At 46.1% G+C, this 19,480-nt stretch carries 18 protein-coding genes; 4 read left to right on the top strand and 14 right to left on the bottom strand.

The genetic code is table 11. The features are described 5' to 3' along the window. Complete coding sequence (locus ACK3SF_RS00090; protein ID WP_414837794.1) at positions 1-1,338, top strand: hypothetical protein; 1,338 nt, start codon at positions 1-3, stop codon at positions 1,336-1,338. Between the two features lie 57 nt (positions 1,339-1,395). On the opposite strand, the gene ACK3SF_RS00085 is transcribed toward ACK3SF_RS00090, so the two are convergent. Both ACK3SF_RS00085 and ACK3SF_RS00080 read right to left on the bottom strand, forming a co-directional pair. After that, positions 1,396-1,563 carry a DUF1931 domain-containing protein gene (locus ACK3SF_RS00085; RefSeq protein ID WP_414837793.1) on the bottom strand — a complete coding sequence of 56 codons (168 nt, stop codon included), beginning with the start codon at positions 1,561-1,563 and terminating at the stop codon, positions 1,396-1,398. Positions 1,564-1,737: 174 nt separating this feature from the next. Further along, positions 1,738-3,006, bottom strand: a complete 1,269-nt coding sequence (locus tag ACK3SF_RS00080) for a LamG-like jellyroll fold domain-containing protein (RefSeq protein ID WP_414837792.1) — start codon at positions 3,004-3,006, stop codon at positions 1,738-1,740. Between the two features lie 157 nt (positions 3,007-3,163). Between ACK3SF_RS00080 and ACK3SF_RS00075 the strand changes: the two genes are divergently transcribed. After that, positions 3,164-3,616: a multiprotein bridging factor aMBF1 gene (locus tag ACK3SF_RS00075; protein WP_414837791.1), complete on the top strand. Its 453-nt coding sequence runs from the start codon at positions 3,164-3,166 to the stop codon at positions 3,614-3,616. A 39-nt stretch (positions 3,617-3,655) separates the two neighbouring features. Here ACK3SF_RS00075 and ACK3SF_RS00070 read toward each other — a convergent pair whose 3' ends face one another. Together ACK3SF_RS00070 and ACK3SF_RS00065 are read right to left on the bottom strand one after the other, a co-directional pair. Beyond that, the gene (locus ACK3SF_RS00070; protein WP_414837790.1) at positions 3,656-4,540 is read right to left on the bottom strand and encodes an ROK family protein; all 885 of its coding nucleotides are present in this window, start codon (positions 4,538-4,540) and stop codon (positions 3,656-3,658) included. A gap of 39 nt (positions 4,541-4,579) precedes the next feature. Further along, positions 4,580-5,434 carry a DUF63 family protein gene (locus tag ACK3SF_RS00065; RefSeq protein WP_414837789.1) on the bottom strand — a complete coding sequence of 285 codons (855 nt, stop codon included), beginning with the start codon at positions 5,432-5,434 and terminating at the stop codon, positions 4,580-4,582. 122 nt (positions 5,435-5,556) lie between these two features. On the opposite strand from ACK3SF_RS00065, the gene ACK3SF_RS00060 reads away from it, so the two are divergent. Beyond that, complete coding sequence (locus ACK3SF_RS00060; protein WP_414837788.1) at positions 5,557-6,645, top strand: hypothetical protein; 1,089 nt, start codon at positions 5,557-5,559, stop codon at positions 6,643-6,645. A gap of 17 nt (positions 6,646-6,662) precedes the next feature. Here ACK3SF_RS00060 and dnaG read toward each other — a convergent pair whose 3' ends face one another. From dnaG to ACK3SF_RS00030, 6 genes are all read right to left on the bottom strand, one after another. Beyond that, positions 6,663-7,784 carry a DNA primase DnaG gene (gene dnaG / locus ACK3SF_RS00055; RefSeq protein WP_414837787.1) on the bottom strand — a complete coding sequence of 374 codons (1,122 nt, stop codon included), beginning with the start codon at positions 7,782-7,784 and terminating at the stop codon, positions 6,663-6,665. Positions 7,785-7,790: 6 nt separating this feature from the next. Continuing rightward, positions 7,791-8,039 (bottom strand): DUF167 family protein, encoded by a 249-nt coding sequence (locus tag ACK3SF_RS00050; protein WP_414837786.1) that lies wholly within the window; start codon positions 8,037-8,039, stop codon positions 7,791-7,793. Positions 8,040-8,181: 142 nt separating this feature from the next. Continuing rightward, positions 8,182-8,922, bottom strand: coding sequence for a hypothetical protein (locus tag ACK3SF_RS00045; protein ID WP_414837785.1), 741 nt, complete (start codon positions 8,920-8,922; stop codon positions 8,182-8,184). Between the two features lie 6 nt (positions 8,923-8,928). Next, positions 8,929-9,549 (bottom strand): hypothetical protein, encoded by a 621-nt coding sequence (locus ACK3SF_RS00040; protein WP_414837784.1) that lies wholly within the window; start codon positions 9,547-9,549, stop codon positions 8,929-8,931. Continuing rightward, a complete protein-coding gene (locus tag ACK3SF_RS00035) occupies positions 9,542-10,000 on the bottom strand; it encodes a hypothetical protein (protein ID WP_414837783.1) in 459 nt (152 codons plus the stop codon). The genes ACK3SF_RS00040 and ACK3SF_RS00035 overlap by 8 nt, the downstream gene beginning before the upstream one ends. 95 nt (positions 10,001-10,095) lie before the next feature. After that, positions 10,096-10,626 (bottom strand): cyclic nucleotide-binding/CBS domain-containing protein, encoded by a 531-nt coding sequence (locus ACK3SF_RS00030; protein ID WP_414837782.1) that lies wholly within the window; start codon positions 10,624-10,626, stop codon positions 10,096-10,098. 87 nt (positions 10,627-10,713) lie between these two features. Between ACK3SF_RS00030 and ACK3SF_RS00025 the strand changes: the two genes are divergently transcribed. Beyond that, complete coding sequence (locus ACK3SF_RS00025; RefSeq protein WP_414837781.1) at positions 10,714-11,919, top strand: hypothetical protein; 1,206 nt, start codon at positions 10,714-10,716, stop codon at positions 11,917-11,919. On the opposite strand, the gene ACK3SF_RS00020 is transcribed toward ACK3SF_RS00025, so the two are convergent. The 4 genes from ACK3SF_RS00020 to ACK3SF_RS00005 form a co-directional block, all read right to left on the bottom strand. Further along, positions 11,893-15,399, bottom strand: a complete 3,507-nt coding sequence (locus ACK3SF_RS00020) for a DNA polymerase II large subunit (protein ID WP_414837780.1) — start codon at positions 15,397-15,399, stop codon at positions 11,893-11,895. The two genes, ACK3SF_RS00025 and ACK3SF_RS00020, sit on opposite strands and share 27 nt — an antisense overlap. After that, positions 15,396-16,079: an HAD family hydrolase gene (locus tag ACK3SF_RS00015; protein ID WP_414837779.1), complete on the bottom strand. Its 684-nt coding sequence runs from the start codon at positions 16,077-16,079 to the stop codon at positions 15,396-15,398. Before ACK3SF_RS00015 ends, ACK3SF_RS00020 begins: the two co-directional genes overlap by 4 nt. Beyond that, positions 16,079-17,866 carry a metallophosphoesterase gene (locus ACK3SF_RS00010; RefSeq protein WP_414837778.1) on the bottom strand — a complete coding sequence of 596 codons (1,788 nt, stop codon included), beginning with the start codon at positions 17,864-17,866 and terminating at the stop codon, positions 16,079-16,081. Before ACK3SF_RS00010 ends, ACK3SF_RS00015 begins: the two co-directional genes overlap by 1 nt. Before the next feature lie 73 nt (positions 17,867-17,939). Then, positions 17,940-19,148, bottom strand: coding sequence for an ORC1-type DNA replication protein (locus ACK3SF_RS00005; protein ID WP_414837777.1), 1,209 nt, complete (start codon positions 19,146-19,148; stop codon positions 17,940-17,942). Positions 19,149-19,480: the final 332 nt, after the last annotated feature.

The following is a 19,480-nucleotide window of genomic DNA, read 5'->3' as shown; positions in this document are numbered from 1 at the left end:
ATGAGAGCAAGGCCTGAAGTCTTTCAGAGATACGATATAAGAGGAGAAGCTCCGGAAGAGATCGATTCAGAGCTAGTTTTCCAGCTGGGAAAGGCTTTAGGCTTTTACTGGGATTCAGGCAATATTCTAGTCGGCAGAGACATCAGAGAAAGCTCGCCTGCTTTCTACAATGCCATGATATCAGGCCTGTTAAGTCAGGGATGTGATGTCACTGCTACAGGCCTTGCAACTACAGATATGACAGCTTATCTTGCGAGGAAAGATTTTGATGCCGCAGTACAAATAACAGCATCTCACATGCCTCCAAGTTACGGCGGCTTCAAGCCGATAAATTCTGAAGGAAGGATACTCAGTAACGCCGAGATGGCGGAGATCAAAAAGATCTACATGAGGGAAAAGGCCTCCGCCGAAAGCTACGGAGAACTCAGCGAGGAAAATCTTCTGGGAGAGTACATTGAAGGTCTTGTTTCACGTTACAGGGAACTTTTCGATAAAGATCTTTCAGGCCTTGAAGTAATAGTCGACTGCTCCAACAGCGTTGGATGCCTGGCGGCACCTGACGCACTGAGAGAGCTTGGAGCTGAAGTTAAAGTAATTAACGACAGTTTTGATCCTGATTTCTCTGCTCACTCTCCTGAGCCTTCAGAAAAATCTTCAGAAATGTTGCAGGAAAAAGTACTGGAAGAAGAAGCTGATATCGGCGTTATATTTGATGGTGATGCTGATCGTGTCATGTTTGTAGACGAGAACGGAAACTTTGTGGACGGCGACACATCGCTCGCCCTCCTGTCAGAAAAGTATCTGGAGGTCTCCGAGAAGATAGTCGCCTCAGTCAACGCAGGCCGAACAGTAAAAGACACTGTAGAGAGCAACGATGGAGAAATAAGTTATGCTCCAGTAGGAGCAGTATTTACAGCACTCAAATCTCTTGAAGAAAATATAACTTTTGGAGGACAGCCCAACGGCCATTTAATGGATTCGGAATTTGTACCGTATGATTCAGGGAGTCTTTTCGCACTTCTTGTATCAGGCCTGATATCAGAGAAAGATGAAAGCTTCTCGGAGATTATCCATGATCTGGAGAAGTATGACACAGAAAAATTCAACTCCAGTGTTGAAGAGAAGAACGATTTAATGCTTAGAATCAGAGAGAAAGCCAATGCCAGAGGCCTGATAATCCACGAAAAATTTAACGCATTGAAACTGGATTTCGAGGACTTCACGGCTCTTCTAAGGCCCAGCGGATCAGAAGAATTGATACGTGTGACTCTGGAAGGAGAAAATATAAGCGAGGAAAATATTTCTGAAGTAAGAGAGTTTATAGCAGATCTTGAGTGAAAATGAAGGAGAAAAAGAAAAAATTAAGGTATGTTTTGACTGTTTAAAGACCTGAGATTATACATCTCTTGCCTTTACAGTCTTTCGTCCGTTTTCCTGAGCTCTTTCTACAGCTCTCTCGACAAGATCCTTTACCTCGTCATCTAGAGCATCGTAGAAATCGGAGCCAACGTTGACTCCATCAGCTGCGTCACGGACGCCAGACTTCTTAAGTACATCTACCATTGTGAAATCCTCCAATAAGGTATTGTCAGTCCTCTTTTTTATAGGTACGGGGGTTAAAGGCAGAAAACAGTACCATTCAGGCCTCTAAAACAGGTTTTGTTCAACACCCGTGGTAAAAACGGTGTTCAAGGCCTCTACACGGCCTGAAAATTTTACAGTTTTTTACAGAAAAATTCAGAGGCCTCTGCTATTCACTGTAAATTTTCTCATATCGCGGCCTCTGGTGCCGTACCTGTAGAGCTCAGATATCTCTTGACGCGTAATATTTCGGCTGTATATCCTTAGATCATCGACTTTTCCTTCGAAAAATCTCGTGTCACTATCCTGGCCTAGAACAAGATCAGGTATAGAGAAATCATCAGCTATGCTTTCCTGAAATACGTTATTGATGTAATAACTGGTTGTGCTGCCATCGCAGACAAAGGTGTGCATATTCCAGGAATAATTGAAAGAACTGGTTGATCTTATTATCCCGCTATTGACGTAGAACTGGTATCTATCGTTGTCGGCCTCTATATACAGTCTTCCATTGGAGGGATTGCTTTTTTCAGATGCAAAAATAGTCTGATCTTCTGAAGTTGTTATATCTCCCTTCTTCTTTATCCATAGATTGACAGTTACAGGATCGCCTCTGCTGACACCCAGACTACCTATATCCACAAAGTCATCGCTTCCGTCAAATGACTTTGACTGGCCTCTCACAGAATCTGAAGAGAATCCTGCACTTGTATTATCTGTTCCATCCCTTGATCCCCATGAATCAGTTACATCGCCGTCAAAACTCCAGCGAGAAACTCCAGAATCACTTTCAGCCGGAGGCCTCACATAATCACCGGATCCCCATTCATACAGTTCCTGGATCTCAGAAGGAGTTAAGGCACGATCATACAGTCTGATGCTGGAGGCCTTGCCGTTGTAGTACTGGGACGAGTTGTAGGGCTTGTAGCCTATGGATGGATTTCTGTTTGTATCCCATGCATGTGCATCACTCCATGAAGCAGTATCTTTCTTCTCTCCGTTAATATACAGTTCTATCTGGCTTCCATCCCATGTGGCCACGACATGATACCACGTATCATTGCTGATGGCGTGTGTTACTGATGTGAAAGCCGAACTGTCGGAATTCATACCGAACTCGATTTCACCGCTGTTGGTACGTAAAGTAAAGCTATTATCTGAATAATCTCTCAGAATCTGTCCTGTAGAAGACTTATCGGATACGTTCACCCAGGCAGATATAGAGAGGGAAGTAAAAGTCGTGCCGAAACGATTAAGATCAACATAATCGCCAGCTCCGTCGAAGCTGTAGCCTGTAAGGCCTCCCTTCCCTGCTACACCAGGATTAACACCGTTAGAAGATCCATGATTATCGTTTCCTGAAAGATCATGAGCTGTTGATCCTGAGTTTTCGTGTAGAGGCCACCAGCCAATCAGTCCTGTCATCCTGTTTCTGTTTTGGAGGCCTGTGTTTAAACTTCTTGGCGGATTTTTCAGAGGCCTGTTTTGCGAGGTATTTTAATGTTTCGAGTACAATTGTCTTCTACAGAAAAATTTTGATCTACAGCAGAAATTTAATCAAAAAAGGATTTGTGAACTGAAAATGTCATCTTGTGAACTTTGTGGTAGAGAACAGGATTCTCTCAAAAAAGCTAAAATCGAAGGAGCTACACTAAACGTCTGTGACTCATGTGCTGAAATGGGGGAAACAGTTGAAACAACCTCCAAGAAGCGTAAAAAGAAGAAAAGCCGAAGCACCAGTTCAAGCAGCCGGAAGACAAAAGTACTTGACTCCAACTACGGAGAAAAGATCAAGCAGGCCCGTGAAAAAGAGAAACTTTCAATCAGCGAAGTCGCTGACAGCCTGAACGAAAAAGAGTCCGTGATCAAGAAAATCGAGAGCCAGGATCTGAAGCCAGAAAAATCTCTGGCCTCAAAGATCGGAAAGAAATTCGGCATCGATCTGTATGTCAATCCCGAAGTATCCGACGTCGATCAGGACTCCGGAGACGACAGAAGCGCCACACTGGGCGATGTAGCAGACGTCAAAGAATAAATTTTCAGGCCTCGAGAAAGGCCTCTCAACTTTTTTACTTCAGTTACTGTGTTTTCCGTTACATACGGCTCTGAGGCCGTGTATAACGGATTTTTCTCCGAGACTGCAGAGATCTACTTCAGGAGTTGAGTTAACAGATCTTTCCTCAACTCTTTCTTCAAGAGGCTCTACTACTGTTTCGGGATGGTTCAGTGCTACTGCTCCGCCCAGAACTATTTTATCGGGATCGTAGAGCGTTGCAACGTTTGATAATCCCTGTATATTGGCTTCCTGCATCTGTGAGATGACTTTCTGGGCCTGGCTGTCTCCTCTGTTGTACTGTTCGAATATTTCGACTGCGTTATCGTATTTCAGGTCAAAAAGCTGATCTGCCATCTTTGGAAGATTTTCACCTGAAGCATAGGCCTCCCAGTGCCCCTGGCCTCCGCATCCGCATTCCAGTTCTGTGCTTATCTCCATATGCCCTACTTCTGCAAAATTTCCGTCTTTTCCTTCAATTAACTGTCCCTGAATGATCGCTCCTGCCCCTATGCCAGATGAAATAGTTACATAGACAAGATTATCTGTTTTATGCCCTCCATAGTGGTACTCTCCAAGTACCGCTGATGTACAGTCGTTTATTATCGTTATTTCGCCCAGGCCTGCCAGTGCTTTTTCCAGATTGATTTTTTCGAGGCCCTGCTTGTCTGAAACGTTTGGAGGATAGAAAACCATTTTCTCCCTGTCGATAGGGCCTGCTGCTGCGACAGCCACCTGTTCTATGTCTTCCTGCTGGATGTGTGACGGCTTTAAGGCCTCATCTATCATTTCACGGACATTTTCGACGAATTCGCCGGTGCTGTACTTTGCTACAGATTCAAAATCTCCGTTTCCTACTCCTACTATCGTATTTGTTCCTCCTATATCTATGCACAGAAAGGCCATAATACATTGTATTACACGGCATTGTTTTTGAACATTTTCCTATATCCCTGCCAGCATCCTCAGTAAAACTCTGATTCCTGTGGCGAGGCCTACAACGGCAAGAACAAGTACGGCTAGGGCCTGGAACTCTTCCTCTTCCACATCGAGAAGAGCATATATTACGAGGGCTGCAAGAAGCGTCTTGGCGATCAGAATACCCGAAACACCGAATATGGATGTGAAGGCCTGTGTAAGTAGCTGTTTCTGTTCGTATCCCTGTGTAACTGCCAGCATGCTAGAAGCGCCGCCGAAAAGCTGACTGAATACAATAAGATGATATCCAGGGTTGTCAAGTTCTGTATCAGCCACCAAGAATCTGTATACTGCTGTAACGATTATCGGGATTGCGAAAGCTGTCAGAAGCAGATCTATACGGAAGTCTATGCCGCTGAAAAAGTTGAGTGTGAAGATTACAGCCGGGAGAAGTATCGCTGAACCTGTGTAAAGCATCAGCTGATTTTCAGTCAGATTTTTCAGGCCTTCAAGCTTCCTTGCAGAAGCCAGTGTCGCCGTGTAGAGGCCCAGTATAGCAAAGTGTAGTATAGGAGTTATGAGTATTATAGAGAGCGGATAATCTATGACTCCTGTGTCTTCAACGAATCTCATGAGGCCTCCAAGAAGTATGAATGGAAGCGAGTAAAGCACTTTTTCCATCGTGAATTCGACGTTGTACCTCCTGAAGCCTCTGTAGACTCCGTATATTATCGCTGTGGCAACTAGAGCGTACAGAACCGTGTTTACAGAGTTATATCCTGTGGCTGCTGTTGCTCCGTTCCACGTGAGCGATTCAACGTTCTGAGCGTCAGCTACTATCGGACCTGCTACATATTTCCAGAGAAATCCTGTGATGCTCATCTGTTTTTCGAGGCCTCTGATTAGGGATTTTCTGCTGAAGCATTTTTACTGTTTCCATCCGGTCGCATCATCTACATTTTTATTCAGGTCTGCCCCATATTTTCTACAGGTGACTTTGGCAAATGGTTAACATCCCGTTTCTCGGCAGTTCGGATAAAGATAAAGAGAATGATTTCAGCAACATAGCGGGGAAGGCAAATCTCGATAGATCGCAGCCCGGAGACGGAGACAGGGATATCGCCGAGATGCACAAGTCACGCTCCAAAAAAGCTTTTGAACAGGACGAAAAGTTCTCGGGCTCCAGCAGCGAATGGAGAAAGGCAACAGAAGTAGAAAAAGGAAACGAATTCGGATCACAGGAAAGCCAGGATGCCGGAGGAACTCAGAGAGGCCTCAGCGAAGATGATCTAGGCCTTGATTCAGGAGAGTCCGGAGAAAATCCTGAAGAAGGCGAAAATATATCGGACAACAGTTTTTCAGGACAGACAGATACTGAATCCAGGCAAACTCCGGATTTTGGCGACGCTAAAGCAAAGAAAGGGCGTCTGATAGAGACAGGGGAAGCTTCTAATGATAATGATGTCGAAAGATCTGGAGATGAGCTTTCAGACAGTCTTGAAGAGAATATAAGATCTATTAAAGGAGAGATAGATGAAGTGGAGCAGGAAAGAGATACTGAAGAAGAATCTGAAGATGAAGAGCTCGAGGATGAGAGTCTGGATGAGGCAGTGGAAAGATTCGAGGAGATAGCAGATAAACTCGACTTTGATGCAGAGGATCTGGGCCTTGATATGGATGAAGAGGATTTTGAGGAATTCAAAGAAGATATACAGGACGATATTGAAGATCTGGACGGTAGATTGAGCGAGATAGAGAGTAGCCAGCTTGATCTTGCCGAGGAAGCAGATAACAGGCTTGAGGAAGTTGAGCAAAAAGTTGAAGATCTTGAGTCACGTATAGAAACCGACAGCAGTGAGGAAGGAATCAAGGTAGAAGGAATAGACACGGCCGAGAGACTTGAGGAACTGGAGAGCGAGATCTCAGAAATCAAATCCCAGATCTCAAGTTCTGAGGATGAAGAGGCCTCTATAAGCGCCAGTGAAGAAATCCACAGGAAAGCTCTTGATAATGAAGTCAAGGAACTGCGTAAAGATGTGAAAGAACTTTCTGAGGCCGTAGTTACTATCTCACAGAAAGTTTATCAGGAGTAGATCTCCAGAAAAATTTTCTACATATCTTCTTCCGTAATTATCTTTACTTCTGAAGAGTTCACTGTAGCCGTCTTGTCTCTTCCGATGACGTACTGGGCTTCAAGCTGTTCGGCAAGATTCACTAGATCGCTGTCGACTGTATCATCTGCCAGTACTGCGTAGGCCTGTTCTGCATCGACTCCATCCTTCTTATCAACAGGCATCCTGTCCGTAACTTCATAATCTTCATCTACGACGTTGAGTGCTCTTGTAGCGACAAGCTCATTCATAATCTCGTTGAAGGCCTCTAGATCTTCTTCTGCAACTTGTTCCTCATCTGATTCTGTCTCTTCTACGTACTGGGAGTCTTCTTTATCTCTTAGGGCCTCGAAGGTCTGTCTTTCATCAAGTTCTTCAACTTCTTTTCCCTCAGGAGCTCTGACAACATAGTCCACTTCCATCCGGTCTCTGAGTTCTTCAAGGATCAGATCTCCTCCTCTGTCGCCGTCGAGGAAAGCTGTTACTTCCTTATCTTCCGTTACTTCTGGTATCTTATCCGGAACTGATGTGCCGCCGAGGGCGAGTGCGTTCTTGACTCCGTGTTTGACGAGATTTTTGACGTCGGCCTGGCCTTCTACCAGTATAACTTCATCCGAGAAGTAGATATCCGGGCCTGCCGGGAAGCCTCTGAAGTTAACTATTTCGGATTCACGGACTTCGTGCTTGACTTCCTCTTTTATCTTGTTCATATCCGGATTCTCGCTGCGGATATCCTTCAGTATCTGCTTCGATCTCTTGATTATGTAATCCCGCTTTGAAGAACGTACATCGGAAACTTCTTCTACACGTATATCTGCCCGTGTAGGCCCGATCTTTTCGATAGTCTCAAGAGAGGCCGCTAGAATAGATGTATCAGTGGCATCAAGAGAAGTTGCGATCTCGATAGTTCCCTCCGTCGATCCAGAGTTCTTTTTCAGGTCAACTTCTATACGTCCTACCTTCCCTTTGTTTCTCAGTTCTCTGAGATCAAGGTCTTCCCCCAGTAGGCCTTCAGTCTGGCCGAATACCGCTCCTACAACGTCTGATTTTTCAATTATGCCGCTGGAGTTCAGCTTTGCCTTTATCATGTAGTTCGCGGAGTTCTGTGATACTTTTCCCATTCTTATTTATTCACCTTGAAGCTTTTGTCTGAAACTTTCCTCTTTGATCTGGAACTTGATCTTCTTCCTTCTGGATCTGTGGCCTGAAACTATAGCGGCCTCTTCACCGGTCCTTTCATGGATAAGCTGCAAGAGTTGACTGTTCGCCCTGCCGTTCTCAGCAGGCTCAGTCAAGTCGATCTGCACTATCGCCGAAGACGTGTCTACACTGATTTCTTCTGAATCAGGCCTGACTTTTACGTAGATCTCTGTCATCTGTAGATGGCCTCTGTAGTATTTGGCTGCCCTTTAACACAGAGCAATCATAGAGGCTACCGGTGAAGGGCCTCATTCATGCCTGCTGACTTGAGGGCAGCCTGGTACTGTAACTGTAGGGCGAAAGTTAAAACGGTGGCCTCTAGTCGAAGAAAGTTTCCTCATCGATAGGTTCGAAGCTTTCACGCCTTGTACGTGTCTGTACAGGCTCCTCTCCGTGGTACTTCCTGATGTAGTCGTAGTACTCTATCATTCTTTCCCGGGCGTATTCGATATCGTACTCCAGCATTTCCTCGCCGATATACTTGATGAAGTAATGGCGGAAAAGCTTGTTCAAAGGATGTGCAAGAATCCGGGGCAGAAAGCTTATGCCTCCCGGTAAATCATACTCAACATAGAGTTCTACGCTGTAATCCACCATGGCAAAGTCGTTCTCACCGCTGGGTGGACTCTTAGTACTTATGTTCGTCTCCAGAGTAAGCTCTCCTCTCCCGCTTGGAAGACCGTCATAGGCCTCCATCACAGAGGCAAATTCGCCGGTATCGACGTTTTGTTCGTAGTATTTCTCGAATGGCTTGGAGATGTTCATGTTGTTGTTGAATATGTACTTGTGATCAGCGTAGATGGTAGGGACGTTCGGGCTCTCGTACCATTCAGTTGCGTTTTCAATCAGGAATTTGTCTCCTGAGAAAATCTCTTCGTGATGCCAGATATCATCAATCTCGTGGAAATGATGCTCTTCCCAATCAGATGTAGTAGTTCCCGGGAAATGGAACCAGCAGGCCATCTTGCCCAGAAAACCTGGCTCATCGCTGTCATCACCGCTGCCAAAATTCATTATCTTTTTCAGGAAATCAGTATCAGCTGAATCATCATCGGACATAAATCATCATCTCCACGGCGGTGTGAACTCCGAGGCCCCTGTCTTGGCAATCCCCGGCTCCACACCGAATTTTTCACGCATCAAGTTGTGAAGATGGATAATCGTCTCATCTCCTTCCTCCTCGTACTTCTCGATCTCCTTTGAGTAAAACTTGTTGTACCAGATGCCTACCATGATTTTGTAAAGCTTTGACCGCTGGAAAGCAGTTTTCTCCTCGGCCTGAAGGCCTGAATTATCGATGCGGGACTGAGGATACTCCATCTTCTTTTTTGGGATTACCGGCATCGAATTAGCTCCCGGATAAACAGTTACAACTTCCCCGCTTGTCTGAACACGGGCCTTGAGGATATCGTCAGGCCTGTCCATCTTGTAAATATCTTTAGGTGCTTTTGCCTTCCACGAAAGACGCCAGTGAATCACTGTGTGCGTTGATTTTTCCTTGAAAGCGTGCAGACGCAGCCTGTCCTTCGGCTTTGAAACATTGAACTCGTTTTTCCCTTTTTCGATCCTGTCGACATCGAACTCGTTTACAAGTATATCTCTGAGGCCTCTGTAAATTCTTACAGGATCTTCCTTGACAAAGAAGTGGTCGCTTCTCTTCTGAAGCGGTTCCTCGAACTTAACCATTGAAATCCTCCTCCAGGTTCTCTCTTACAAGTCTGAGAATGTGATCCAGGTCGTGTTCTACAGCTTCCTCGTATCCTCCACGTGTTTCACCGTAGATGAACTTGTCAAAAAGTGAACGGTATGCGTAGTACCACAGGCTCTGCTGGTAGTTTTTCTCAGTCGGATACTCTGTCTCCAGCTTTCCTTTCATCTGTATCTCTGCTTTTCCTGTCTCTTTATCTATCGACAGATAAAGTTCTATAATCTCCTCTGTGAACTTGTCCTGGCCCTCTATAAGCATAACTTTTGTCCGGATTCGGCCTTCATCGACGTCGTTGAAGTACTTCTCCTCGAAGACTTCATCGAACGAAAGCCTGTTCTCCAGTAGATCCCTGATCTCGGAGTAGGCCCTGCCAGGATTCTCGACTACTATCTCCTGTCTTCGGCGGGCAATCTCCTCGATTATCTCCATGTATATGGACTTGTCAAAAGTTCTGTAAAAAACTATCTATCATGAATACAGGAGAAATTAAAAATCAAAAAAGAAATGGTGTGTAGCTGGAAGCTTTAACGGCATTCCTCACAGAGCCATCTTCCGTTAACCTGCTGAAGCTCCTCGGAGTAGTTCTCACACTCCTCACAGACTCCAGAACGCGAAATACTTCTTGCAGAGGCCTCTGCCTCCATCTCGATGTCTTCGCTCATGATCTCTGCGAATCCAGGCCATGCACGGAGGATGTCGGACTGTGTTACGATTCCTACCAGCATATCTCCACGTACAACCGGCACTCTGGAGACTTTGTTCTGATTCATCGCCATTGCCACGTCGTCAAGTAGTTCATCCTCTTCTGCGACGATCAGATCTGTGCTCATTATATCTTCTACAGTTGTATCTCTTGGATCGCGGCCTTCAGCGACTACCTGATACACTATATCCCTGCAGACGACTACGCCAACGGCCTCTTCGTTATCTACTACTACGAGGCCTCTGATATTTTCCTCTTCAAGTGTTCTGGAGGCTGATACAATGTTTTCGTCTTTATCTACTGCTATAACTCCCTCAGTCATGACTTCCTTTAGTTCAACCTGTTGTTCCATACCAGAGAATTACAGTTCTAATCCTAAATAAGCTATGCCCAAGGCCTTCCAAAAGTTTATACAGGATACTGTTGAACTGGTATACAGATGAGTGAAAGAGTCTGGGACTGTGAAAAATTTCTCAAGGGTGAGATAAGTGATTATCCTTTCAGTTACGATAAAGCAGTGATTTACAGAGGGTGCAGCGAGCAGATATTTTTCAATAAAGAGTATACAGCAGATAGAAGACATGAACAGATCAGTGTCCTGAAAAAAGGATATATCACCGCTGAAAACGGGTACAGAGATCAGTACACAAAGGACGAGGTGAATTCTGGCGATCATGCTATAGCAGAGCCTGGTGTATTCTGTGGATACTATGAGACGGCGGAAAGTTACGCACGCGATGTAATACTGAAGATTGAGGTGCCTGTAGAGCATCTGGAAGTAGTTGCAATGCCTGAAGAAGAGATCAGGAATCCTTCGGGGAAGCCGAAGACGTATGCAGTAAAAAGCAATAAAGGCCTGGAAAAAATCTACGGCTCTCCGGATGATTTGCGTTTTATTTCCCGTAAAAGCATGGAAGTGAATGATGGCGGCAGTAGGATCGATTATGTGATGTTTAAAGTGGATAGAGAAGTGCCTCTTGGAACAAGAAGGAAGCCTGAAGATCTGCAGCAAAACTGGATCAAGGGCGTATACGACACTAATTTCTCTAAAAGCCCTATCTTCGAGCCTCTGGACAGATACATCAGGCATATGAAAGCCGAAAACCCTGAAAAGATGCCTGAAGGAATCGTGCCGAATGACCTGAGGAAAAAGATAGAGAAAGAGTTGCGAGACCTAGACAAGACTCGAGAGAAACTTGATAATCTACGTAAAATAGGCCTGAAAGCTTCAAGGAAGCTGAAACACTCCAGAGATGTGAACAGCGAGGCCTCAAGAAAGATGCTTGTAGAAGACGCTTATCCTGTAGCTGAAAAGTACAGGGAAAGGCTGGAAGAATTCAGAGAGTTTATGCAGGAGCGTTATGGCGTCAAAATCGATTTTTCATCTCCTGGAAGAGAAGTTTACAGGCCTGAGAAAGTAGAAGAGTTCTTCAGAGATCTAGAGGAGGAGCTGAATGAAATGGAGAGAACAGAATCCGGCCACAAGTCAAAGCTCGACGACAGAGATTACAGCATAGATGATTATAGACAGGAAAGTGAGATAGAGGAGAGAATGAATAGAGAAGTAGTTGATAAGGCCTCCCGTATTCCACGCATCTCAGAGGCCTTTGAAAGAGATTCAGCCCGTAAACTGCTTGAGGCCTGACTGCCTGTTTGATTTGCCGAAAAGACTCTGGATCGTCCTGTTCAAGATCTGTACTTCCTGTCTCTTGTACGGCGAGATCTCATAACTGTCGATGATGTCTTTTGAAGGCTGCATGTACTTCTTTATCGTTCCTTCTGAAATGGTCAGAAGAACTTTGCCTGCTCCTGTCTTATCAGGGTTTGCAGCGCATTCTGGGCATTCTGCAGTCTCTTTCCCTGATGGTGCTATTGTCTGATTTGTCATCGGTACACGCCGGAACTTGGCGTTACAGTCTACGCAGCGCATCTTCTGAGACGAAAAGCTTCTGAGATTTCCCTTGATATCCGGTATGAAGTGTTTATCAAGCAGAAGCTCTGCTACAGCATCTTCATCCACAGCCTTGGTCTTTTCGCCTAGGCCTAGCTGTGCAGATGTTTTCTCACTCATCTCATCAAGCGTGACATACTCCGACTGGTTAGGCCCGTTCTCAACATCCTCTGACTCATGAGTATATCCATGTCGGAACGGTTCATCGCTGTGAACTATATCTTCACCGATCTCTATCTCCGTGTCCATCTCCCACGGCTTCTTGTACTCCATTGTTTCCTCGTAGAAACTCAATGGATATTCGTCGACCGTCTCAGTAGCCCAGGCCTCATCGTCAACCTCGTCTGCATTCAGTACTGTTGAAAGGATCAGTGGAGCATCCATAGTCCTTGCTCCTGTCATATCAGGAAGGAACTGTCGTGAAAAATTAAGTAGCCCATCCATCATAAGCATGATTGCATCTTCGTCACCGTCAGCGTTTCTTCTCTTTGCTGCATGCCAGTAAGGATGTGCATAGATTCCCTTCGCATTTGTAAAGCCGATTATACGGCCTACAGTCCCTCCTGATGTATGAGGTGCCAGGCCTACAACAAGCTCTCCGACAAGATCTTCTTTATCCTCTATATCATAGAAAGAATCCAGTCCATATAGTTGCTCCAGCAAATCATCCACGTAGTCCGCTACACGCATCATGTAGTCTGCTGCGGAAAGAGTATTTTCTGAATCCGGTATTACGATGTCCTGTGGTTTCAGCTCCAGAACCTGATCCTCATCTTCAAGAGGTTCTCCATCTTTGTCGTGTGTATAGCCGATCTCTTTCAGTCTTTCAACCGAGACACTGATTTCTTTAGGCTTGAAATGTGTCATAGGAATGTCAGTGGCATCGTATCTTACCGTGGCATCTTTATTGACATATAAATCGTATTTCTGCCGCAAGAGGCCTTTCTCTATAGGCTCAACGTGCTTATGCTTGGATGTCATACCTCTGAAAGATTTCAGTAGCTCTGGAGGCTCAGGCATATCCACGTTCTGCAGCGCATCATTCATCATCGATTCTACATCGATATCCGTGGTCTTGTATCTCTGTACCCTTTCATTACCGCATGAACCACATTTTTCCGTGGCCTCCTTGAACTCTTCGTCACAGCTGGTGCAGAACCAGCGTGGCTCGGCAGGAACATCACAGCTTCTGCAGAACGAGTAATGTGTTATCTCACCGCATTCAGGGCATCTGTTGTGTACTATCTGTTCGTTGACTGTTTCATGCCTGTAAGATTCTGACAGATTTCTCATCCTGCCTCCTTCATCTTTGCCGCAGGGGAATAGAAGCTGTGGCTTGCCATTAAGCGTTCTCTTCTGGGCCTTTTCAGGCCGTCCCATGCGCGCTCCGATGTAGTGCGGTGCCTGATCCCTGACCTCTATCCCTGAAACCTTCTCTATAAACTCAGGTATTTCTTTAGAGGCCTCTATCGAATCTACTTTTTCGCTGTGATTGTTCTCCAAGTCAAGCAGCTCCTTAATCGTCTTCAGCTGCTCTTCCTTTATTCTGGCCTCTCCATCTTCGATCCTGTACTCTGCAAGTATATCTTCAAGCGCTTTCTTCGCCTTTGGGCTTTCCACTTTTCCGTCTCTGAGATCGCTGTAAAGGGCCTTGAATTTCTTCGGAGATGTTTCTCTCCAGTGATGCGTCCATTTCGGATGCAGCGGTATATCCAGTACCTCTGAGATCTTGAAGGCCTCTTCTGGCGTTGGATCTCTGTCTGTAAAGTCGCGGCCCAGTTTGACGTCCTGTTCTTCAAGCTCTTTCTCAAGCTCTTTCTCCCACCACTCTGACACGTACGGTGATGGAATCAGTTTTTTACCGTTCTCTATGAACTCTCCGAAAGCTACAAGCATATCGCCGAGGAAAAGAATCTCATCTACATCGTCTTCGATCTCCTTGGCTTCTTCACGAGTATCGACTTTTCTTACTTCGCCGCTCTCAAGACGAACTACTGGCGGATGAATAGAGTCGCAGGGAGTTCCAACAGTTCCCTTCATGGGATACTCCGTCTTCAACTGCGTACCTGTAGAGATGAATCTCTCTGTTATTTCCATCGTTGCAGGATGGAATGAGACTGCTGCAAGGCCGTTAGTCCTCGAGTGACCGTATCTAAGCCTGAATCCTCCTTTTCTCCCCGGATGTGCAAATACAGGCCTTCCTGCGGTAAGAGATCCAAGATACTTGTCGCTAGGTGTATGCTTCGCTTTGTCCTCGTCTTCCTCTGAGTCCTCATCTCCTCCATCAGAGTGGATATCTTTCTGGAGCTGAAGGTACTCTTCCACCCATTCCCAGTGCTCCAGTCCGAAGTCCTCACCCCATTTCTCGATCCTCTTCTTGATCTTTGAGGCCTTCAACGGCAGACCGTCAAGATAAACGAGGCACATTCCTCCACGGATCTGATTGGTATCAACCCTATCCAGATCCTTGTAGTTGGAAACCTCCAGGGACTCTGTAGGAGATCCCGTGACCTCGACAGGAACATTGCTTGCGATCATCTCTGTCTCCTCGCGCGTTGGATTGTACTGCTTGGCCGTCACACGGTTGTAGTAGTCTTCAACCTCCGCACCATACCTCTTCACCACAGTTTCCGACGGATCGAACGGATCCAGGTCAACACCTTTACGAACGTAATCAGCAAGCAGCACACTCATAGCAGATGCTGTTCCTCCAGCGGATCTGATAGGCCCTGAGTAGTACATCGCGATGTACTGGGAGCCATCATTATTTTCACGTATCTTGATATCTCCAATACCTTCCAGAGGAGCTGTAGTAATCCCTCCTGTCATGTAAGATACTCCTACACGGATACCTGCATTACAGGCCTTTTCAAGTTCATCGAACTCATGGAAATCACCCTGAGCGATCTCTCTGGCAATAGAGAAAGCCACACGCTCATCGTTTTTCCCGTACTCATCTTCAAGCTCTCTGATTCTCTCAGGCACACCCTGATCCTCAAGCTGCGGAAACATAGCCGCAATAACAAGACTTGAGGCCTTTTCAGGAAGATCTCTGGCAACTGGAATATCAACACGTTGCTCAGGATCCTTTGACTGATCTCTAGCTTTTTCTGCCACATCGTATGCTTCTTCGGTCTTATCTTCTATTCTTTCAAAGTATTCTTCAGTTTTCATAATTTCTCTGCCTCCTTCAAAGCCCAGTCAACAGCTTTATCCGGATTAGCCATCCACCACTGCCTCTTCCCGGCATCAGCAGCCTTGACTGCTCCTTTATCATTATCTCCGTTTCCGAAATGCGCCACATCTGTATCCTGATCCTGCAGGCCTTCAACAACTTCGTGCTTTCCGTTCTGAGCCTCCGGATTCACCCACACTCTGTCAAAAAGCCCGGAATCAGTGAAATTATAGTCTTTCCACCTGTAGACACCGTCAAGCTCAAGCTCATCGGCGTAAGGCATTGTAACGGCCGGTGGCGCAGATGAGACAGCTACCGTAGTATATCCCATTTCATCGAGCTCGTCCGTGAACCTCTGTGCGGCCGGCATGAGCTCTGTATCCTGTAAAATTTCCTGTACGGTATTGGCGTATGTCTCTATATCTGCGTCTTCAAGGCCTCTCAACAGTTCTGTCTGCTTTCTGGCGTGTTCACTGTGATCGTTTATCTCTCCGTTTCCGGCCTGGAACTCTACATACAGATCCATTTCCTCCTGTTCTGCAAGGCCTAGCGCCACGTTCAGTCGGGCGTGTGTCGAAGGTGAGTCCTGAGGCCTTGAGAGAAGTGTTCCTCCCATATCGATGGTGGCGACTTTTTCGTAGTCGCTCATCTGCCGGTATGATTCCACTAACTCCGTCACTAGAACTGTTTCACCTCGGTGTTCCTGTTCTTGTAGTTTATTATCGTGACTTTCCCGGGATCCGGTTCGTGGCCGACACGTTTCTGGAAGTCGGTCTGGGCCTGGAAAGTGCTTGCTGCGATGACGTTAACTCCTTTGTAACTGTAGTTAGAGTGGGAGTGGAGGTGTCCTGCGACGAAGACATCCGGTTTCTGATCTATCACAAGGTGATCCTCCTGTTCCGGTGAAAGAAGATTGGAGCCATATGTTGGCGCCAAGTGTCTCCTCTTCAAAAGATCGACCATGACCCTGTAAGGCTCCTCGTAGGCGTTTTCACGCAGCTCCTTGATCGCGTCGATCTGATCGTCGAAGCTGTAACCGTGGTACATCAAGTTCTTGATGCCTTTACTCCTGATTCCGTGAAGCCTGACGGTCTGTGGATTGTTCACCAGATGGAAGTTGTTGAAATCAGTCACCCTGTCAAACACACTTTTATCGATCTTCGGCTGAGGCTCCGCCAGACGTGTGATATCGTGGTTCCCTGGACCGACTATAACCTGTATATCCTCCGGGATCTTTTCCACCCAGTCCTCGAACCTGTTGTACTGCTTGTAGATATCAGGAACTTCAAGCTCGTCCTCCTGACCGGGATAAACTCCTACACCTTCGACGACATCCCCAGGCATGACCAGATAACCGATCTTGGAGGCCTCTGAAGTACCAAGCCACTTCGCGAAACGATCCAGTCTGTCGTGAAGAGTATCCTCCGAGCCGATATGCAGATCGGAGATATAGGCCGCCTTCACCTCATCCTTCGTAGTCTTGACGCCGTCAGGAATCGGAAGATCCGCCCTCACAACAGAGTTAGCATAGATTATATCGCCTCCCATACTGCCGTGTACACCGATCATCTCATCCTGGACGATCTTGTCGCCCTCTCTTTCGTCAACAAGGGCCTTGAAAGTACCTGTCTTGTCCTCAAGCGTAACTATGTACTTCCCGGAGTTAGTGGAGTACTTATCCTTGACTAGGCCTACTGTAGCAGCCTCATCACCTTCACTTCTTCTCTCAAGCCTCTGAATAGCTGTTGCCGACCTCAACTCGCTTCTTCTCATCAGAAGCCTCTTCATCTTGTCGTAACGATCATTGTAGTATCCCAGGAACTCCGGGACATCTTTCTCAGACTGGGAGACCTCGTAATCATCCATTATCTCGACTTTTGTATCAAGCTCATCCCTTCTTCTATCATCCCTTATCTGTACAGTCTTCCCGCCCTGGAAGTGCGATGATCTCCTGCCGTAGATGCTTTCATCGACATCCTCGGAGGCCTCTGAATCGCCTTCATCCTTTACTATCTCCTGGGCCTCTGCTTCCTCAGCATCCTGTGAATTATGCTCTTCTACTTCCTCGTCATCTGCGTTTTCAGAATCATCTTTCTCCTTTACAGAAGATCTATCTTCTTCGTCTTCAGAGATATTGTCTTCCAGCTCCTTCATCGGCTGTGGACCATCCTCCTCATCTGAAGGCTTATCTTCTTCCACTATAGGTGTCCTGGAGGCCTCTGAAGATTTTTCTATAGAATTTTCAGTATCTGTTTCTGTCTCTACTCTGCTGGATCCTGAAGAGGATACCATAACTTTCTGAGAAGTTTTCTGACGTACATTTTCCAGCATCTGGCCTGAGACATACATTGGAGTGGCTTCAAGCTGATCTATGCGTTCTACATCATCCATAGTCAGCTTTTCAGCTGCTTCCTTACCCACCATGCATCCTTGCTTTGTCAGTTTCTTTACTGCTTCTTCGTTCACCTTGATACCCCCTTATTATCGCTGCTCTTTCCTTTATTCACTGTTGAAATCCAACCCCCTGTTGAAACAAAAACTACAGATAGAACTTGTCTTCAACAAGCTGTTCTATCTGCTCCCTGATATTTTGAGATAAGTCAACACTTATCTGTCTGGTACGGCCGTAACGACCCTTGCTTATGACCTTGGCGTTGATAACACCAAGCATATCCAGCTCACTGATAAGGCCTGAAACCCTTCTCTGAGTAAGCTCTGATACATCCAGATCGCTGCACAGTTCTTTGTAACGCGAATAGACATCTCCTGTAGCGATCTCCTCCTCAGTATCCTCGATCATATCAAGAATAGTGTAAAGCACGATCTTCGACTGCTTTGGCTGCTGTTTCACAGTCTCGACAACACGATCACGCTCGATCTTGTCCTGAGCCATATCCACATGCTCCTTGGCCACAAGCTCTTTCTCACTTCTCTCAGCCAGTTCTCCTGCAACACGCAGAAGATCCAGAGCTCTACGGGCATCCCCGTGCTCGTGAGCCGCCAATGCCGAACACTTCGAGATAACACCATCCTTCAAGGCCTCCTCCACAAAGGCCTCATCTGTTCTAGCCTTCAATATCTCTCTGAGCTCCAGAGCATTGTACGGCGGGAAGATAATCTCCTCCTCTGAAAGCGAGGACTTGACACGCGAATCCATATACTCTGTAAAGTTCAGATCGTTCGAAATTCCAAGTATAGAAACTTTTGTATCCTCTAGATCATCGTTGATCCTTGTAAGATTGTAAAGGAACTCGTCTCCGACTTTCTTGACAAGCGCATCTATCTCATCCAGTGCGATGATGACAACGCCTGTCATATCCTGCAGGGCCTCGAAGAAACGGTTGTATATCTCTTCTGTGGCAAGGCCTGTGCTCGGAACGTCTTCTCCCAGCTGTTCAGCAAGCTTTGCCAGTAAGCGGTACTCTGTATCGGCGACTTTCTTCATCTTGCAGTTAATATACAGTATATTCAGATCTACCTGTTCGTTGGTGGCTACGGTCTTCAACTCTTCTGTAACATGTTTTACGATAAGCGATTTCCCTGTTCCTACAGAACCGTACAGAAAAACATTACTTGGATCGTTACCCTTCAGTGCCGGAGCCAGGATCGAAGCCAGATCATCGATCTGTTGATCCCTGTGCAGTATCTCATCCGGCTTGTAGTGCGGAGTAAGAGCATCCTTGTTTTTGAAGACTGAATCCTGTTCCAGGTAGTTCGAAAACATCGACTTCAGATCCCCCTGAGCCATAAACTACAGCACCCCCCGAAACAGAAACGAACCAGACAGCTCCCCGCTGACCGATTCAAACCTGGAATTATTTTTAGTCGAAGACATCTGTAAACTTCTACTCGAAACCAAGGTTTATAATCCTTTTTCACCTGAAATCAAGGTCCGGTACACCCCCACCCCCTTATTTCGAGTGGAAATAGTCCGAGAGTCCAAAGACAAAGATATAACACTGTTATTATAATATAATATTGTAATAATAGTATACTACTGTTATAATCAGAATTTCCCGCTCAGAAACTCTGTTCCACGTGAAATCAGGGGGTGGTAGGTCAAAACCACCACTCCAGATC

The organism is Candidatus Nanosalina sp. VS9-1 (assembly GCF_047555085.1).
In the GTDB taxonomy this organism is placed as follows: domain Archaea; phylum Nanohalarchaeota; class Nanosalinia; order Nanosalinales; family Nanosalinaceae; genus Nanosalina.
The sequence above is the reverse complement of the archived record's forward strand: the minus strand, read 5'-3'. Positions and strand labels throughout refer to the sequence as shown.

Bases quoted from the DNA above. Each gene is read 5' to 3' on its own strand.
- ACK3SF_RS00040 (WP_414837784.1), bottom strand. From the start codon at position 9,549: ATGGTTAAGTTCGAGGAACCGCTTCAGAAGAGAAGCGACCACTTCTTT.
- ACK3SF_RS00020 (WP_414837780.1), bottom strand. From the start codon at position 15,399: ATGAAAACTGAAGAATACTTTGAAAGAATAGAAGATAAGACCGAAGAA.
- ACK3SF_RS00060 (WP_414837788.1), top strand. From the start codon at position 5,557: ATGGTTAACATCCCGTTTCTCGGCAGTTCGGATAAAGATAAAGAGAAT.
- dnaG (WP_414837787.1), bottom strand. From the start codon at position 7,784: ATGGGAAAAGTATCACAGAACTCCGCGAACTACATGATAAAGGCAAAG.
- ACK3SF_RS00030 (WP_414837782.1), bottom strand. From the start codon at position 10,626: ATGGAACAACAGGTTGAACTAAAGGAAGTCATGACTGAGGGAGTTATA.
- ACK3SF_RS00045 (WP_414837785.1), bottom strand. From the start codon at position 8,922: ATGTCCGATGATGATTCAGCTGATACTGATTTCCTGAAAAAGATAATG.
- ACK3SF_RS00085 (WP_414837793.1), bottom strand. From the start codon at position 1,563: ATGGTAGATGTACTTAAGAAGTCTGGCGTCCGTGACGCAGCTGATGGA.
- ACK3SF_RS00005 (WP_414837777.1), bottom strand. From the start codon at position 19,148: ATGGCTCAGGGGGATCTGAAGTCGATGTTTTCGAACTACCTGGAACAG.
- ACK3SF_RS00050 (WP_414837786.1), bottom strand. From the start codon at position 8,039: ATGACAGAGATCTACGTAAAAGTCAGGCCTGATTCAGAAGAAATCAGT.
- ACK3SF_RS00025 (WP_414837781.1), top strand. From the start codon at position 10,714: ATGAGTGAAAGAGTCTGGGACTGTGAAAAATTTCTCAAGGGTGAGATA.
- ACK3SF_RS00070 (WP_414837790.1), bottom strand. From the start codon at position 4,540: ATGGCCTTTCTGTGCATAGATATAGGAGGAACAAATACGATAGTAGGA.
- ACK3SF_RS00065 (WP_414837789.1), bottom strand. From the start codon at position 5,434: ATGAGCATCACAGGATTTCTCTGGAAATATGTAGCAGGTCCGATAGTA.
- ACK3SF_RS00090 (WP_414837794.1), top strand. From the start codon at position 1: ATGAGAGCAAGGCCTGAAGTCTTTCAGAGATACGATATAAGAGGAGAA.
- ACK3SF_RS00035 (WP_414837783.1), bottom strand. From the start codon at position 10,000: ATGGAGATAATCGAGGAGATTGCCCGCCGAAGACAGGAGATAGTAGTC.
- ACK3SF_RS00075 (WP_414837791.1), top strand. From the start codon at position 3,164: ATGTCATCTTGTGAACTTTGTGGTAGAGAACAGGATTCTCTCAAAAAA.
- ACK3SF_RS00080 (WP_414837792.1), bottom strand. From the start codon at position 3,006: ATGACAGGACTGATTGGCTGGTGGCCTCTACACGAAAACTCAGGATCA.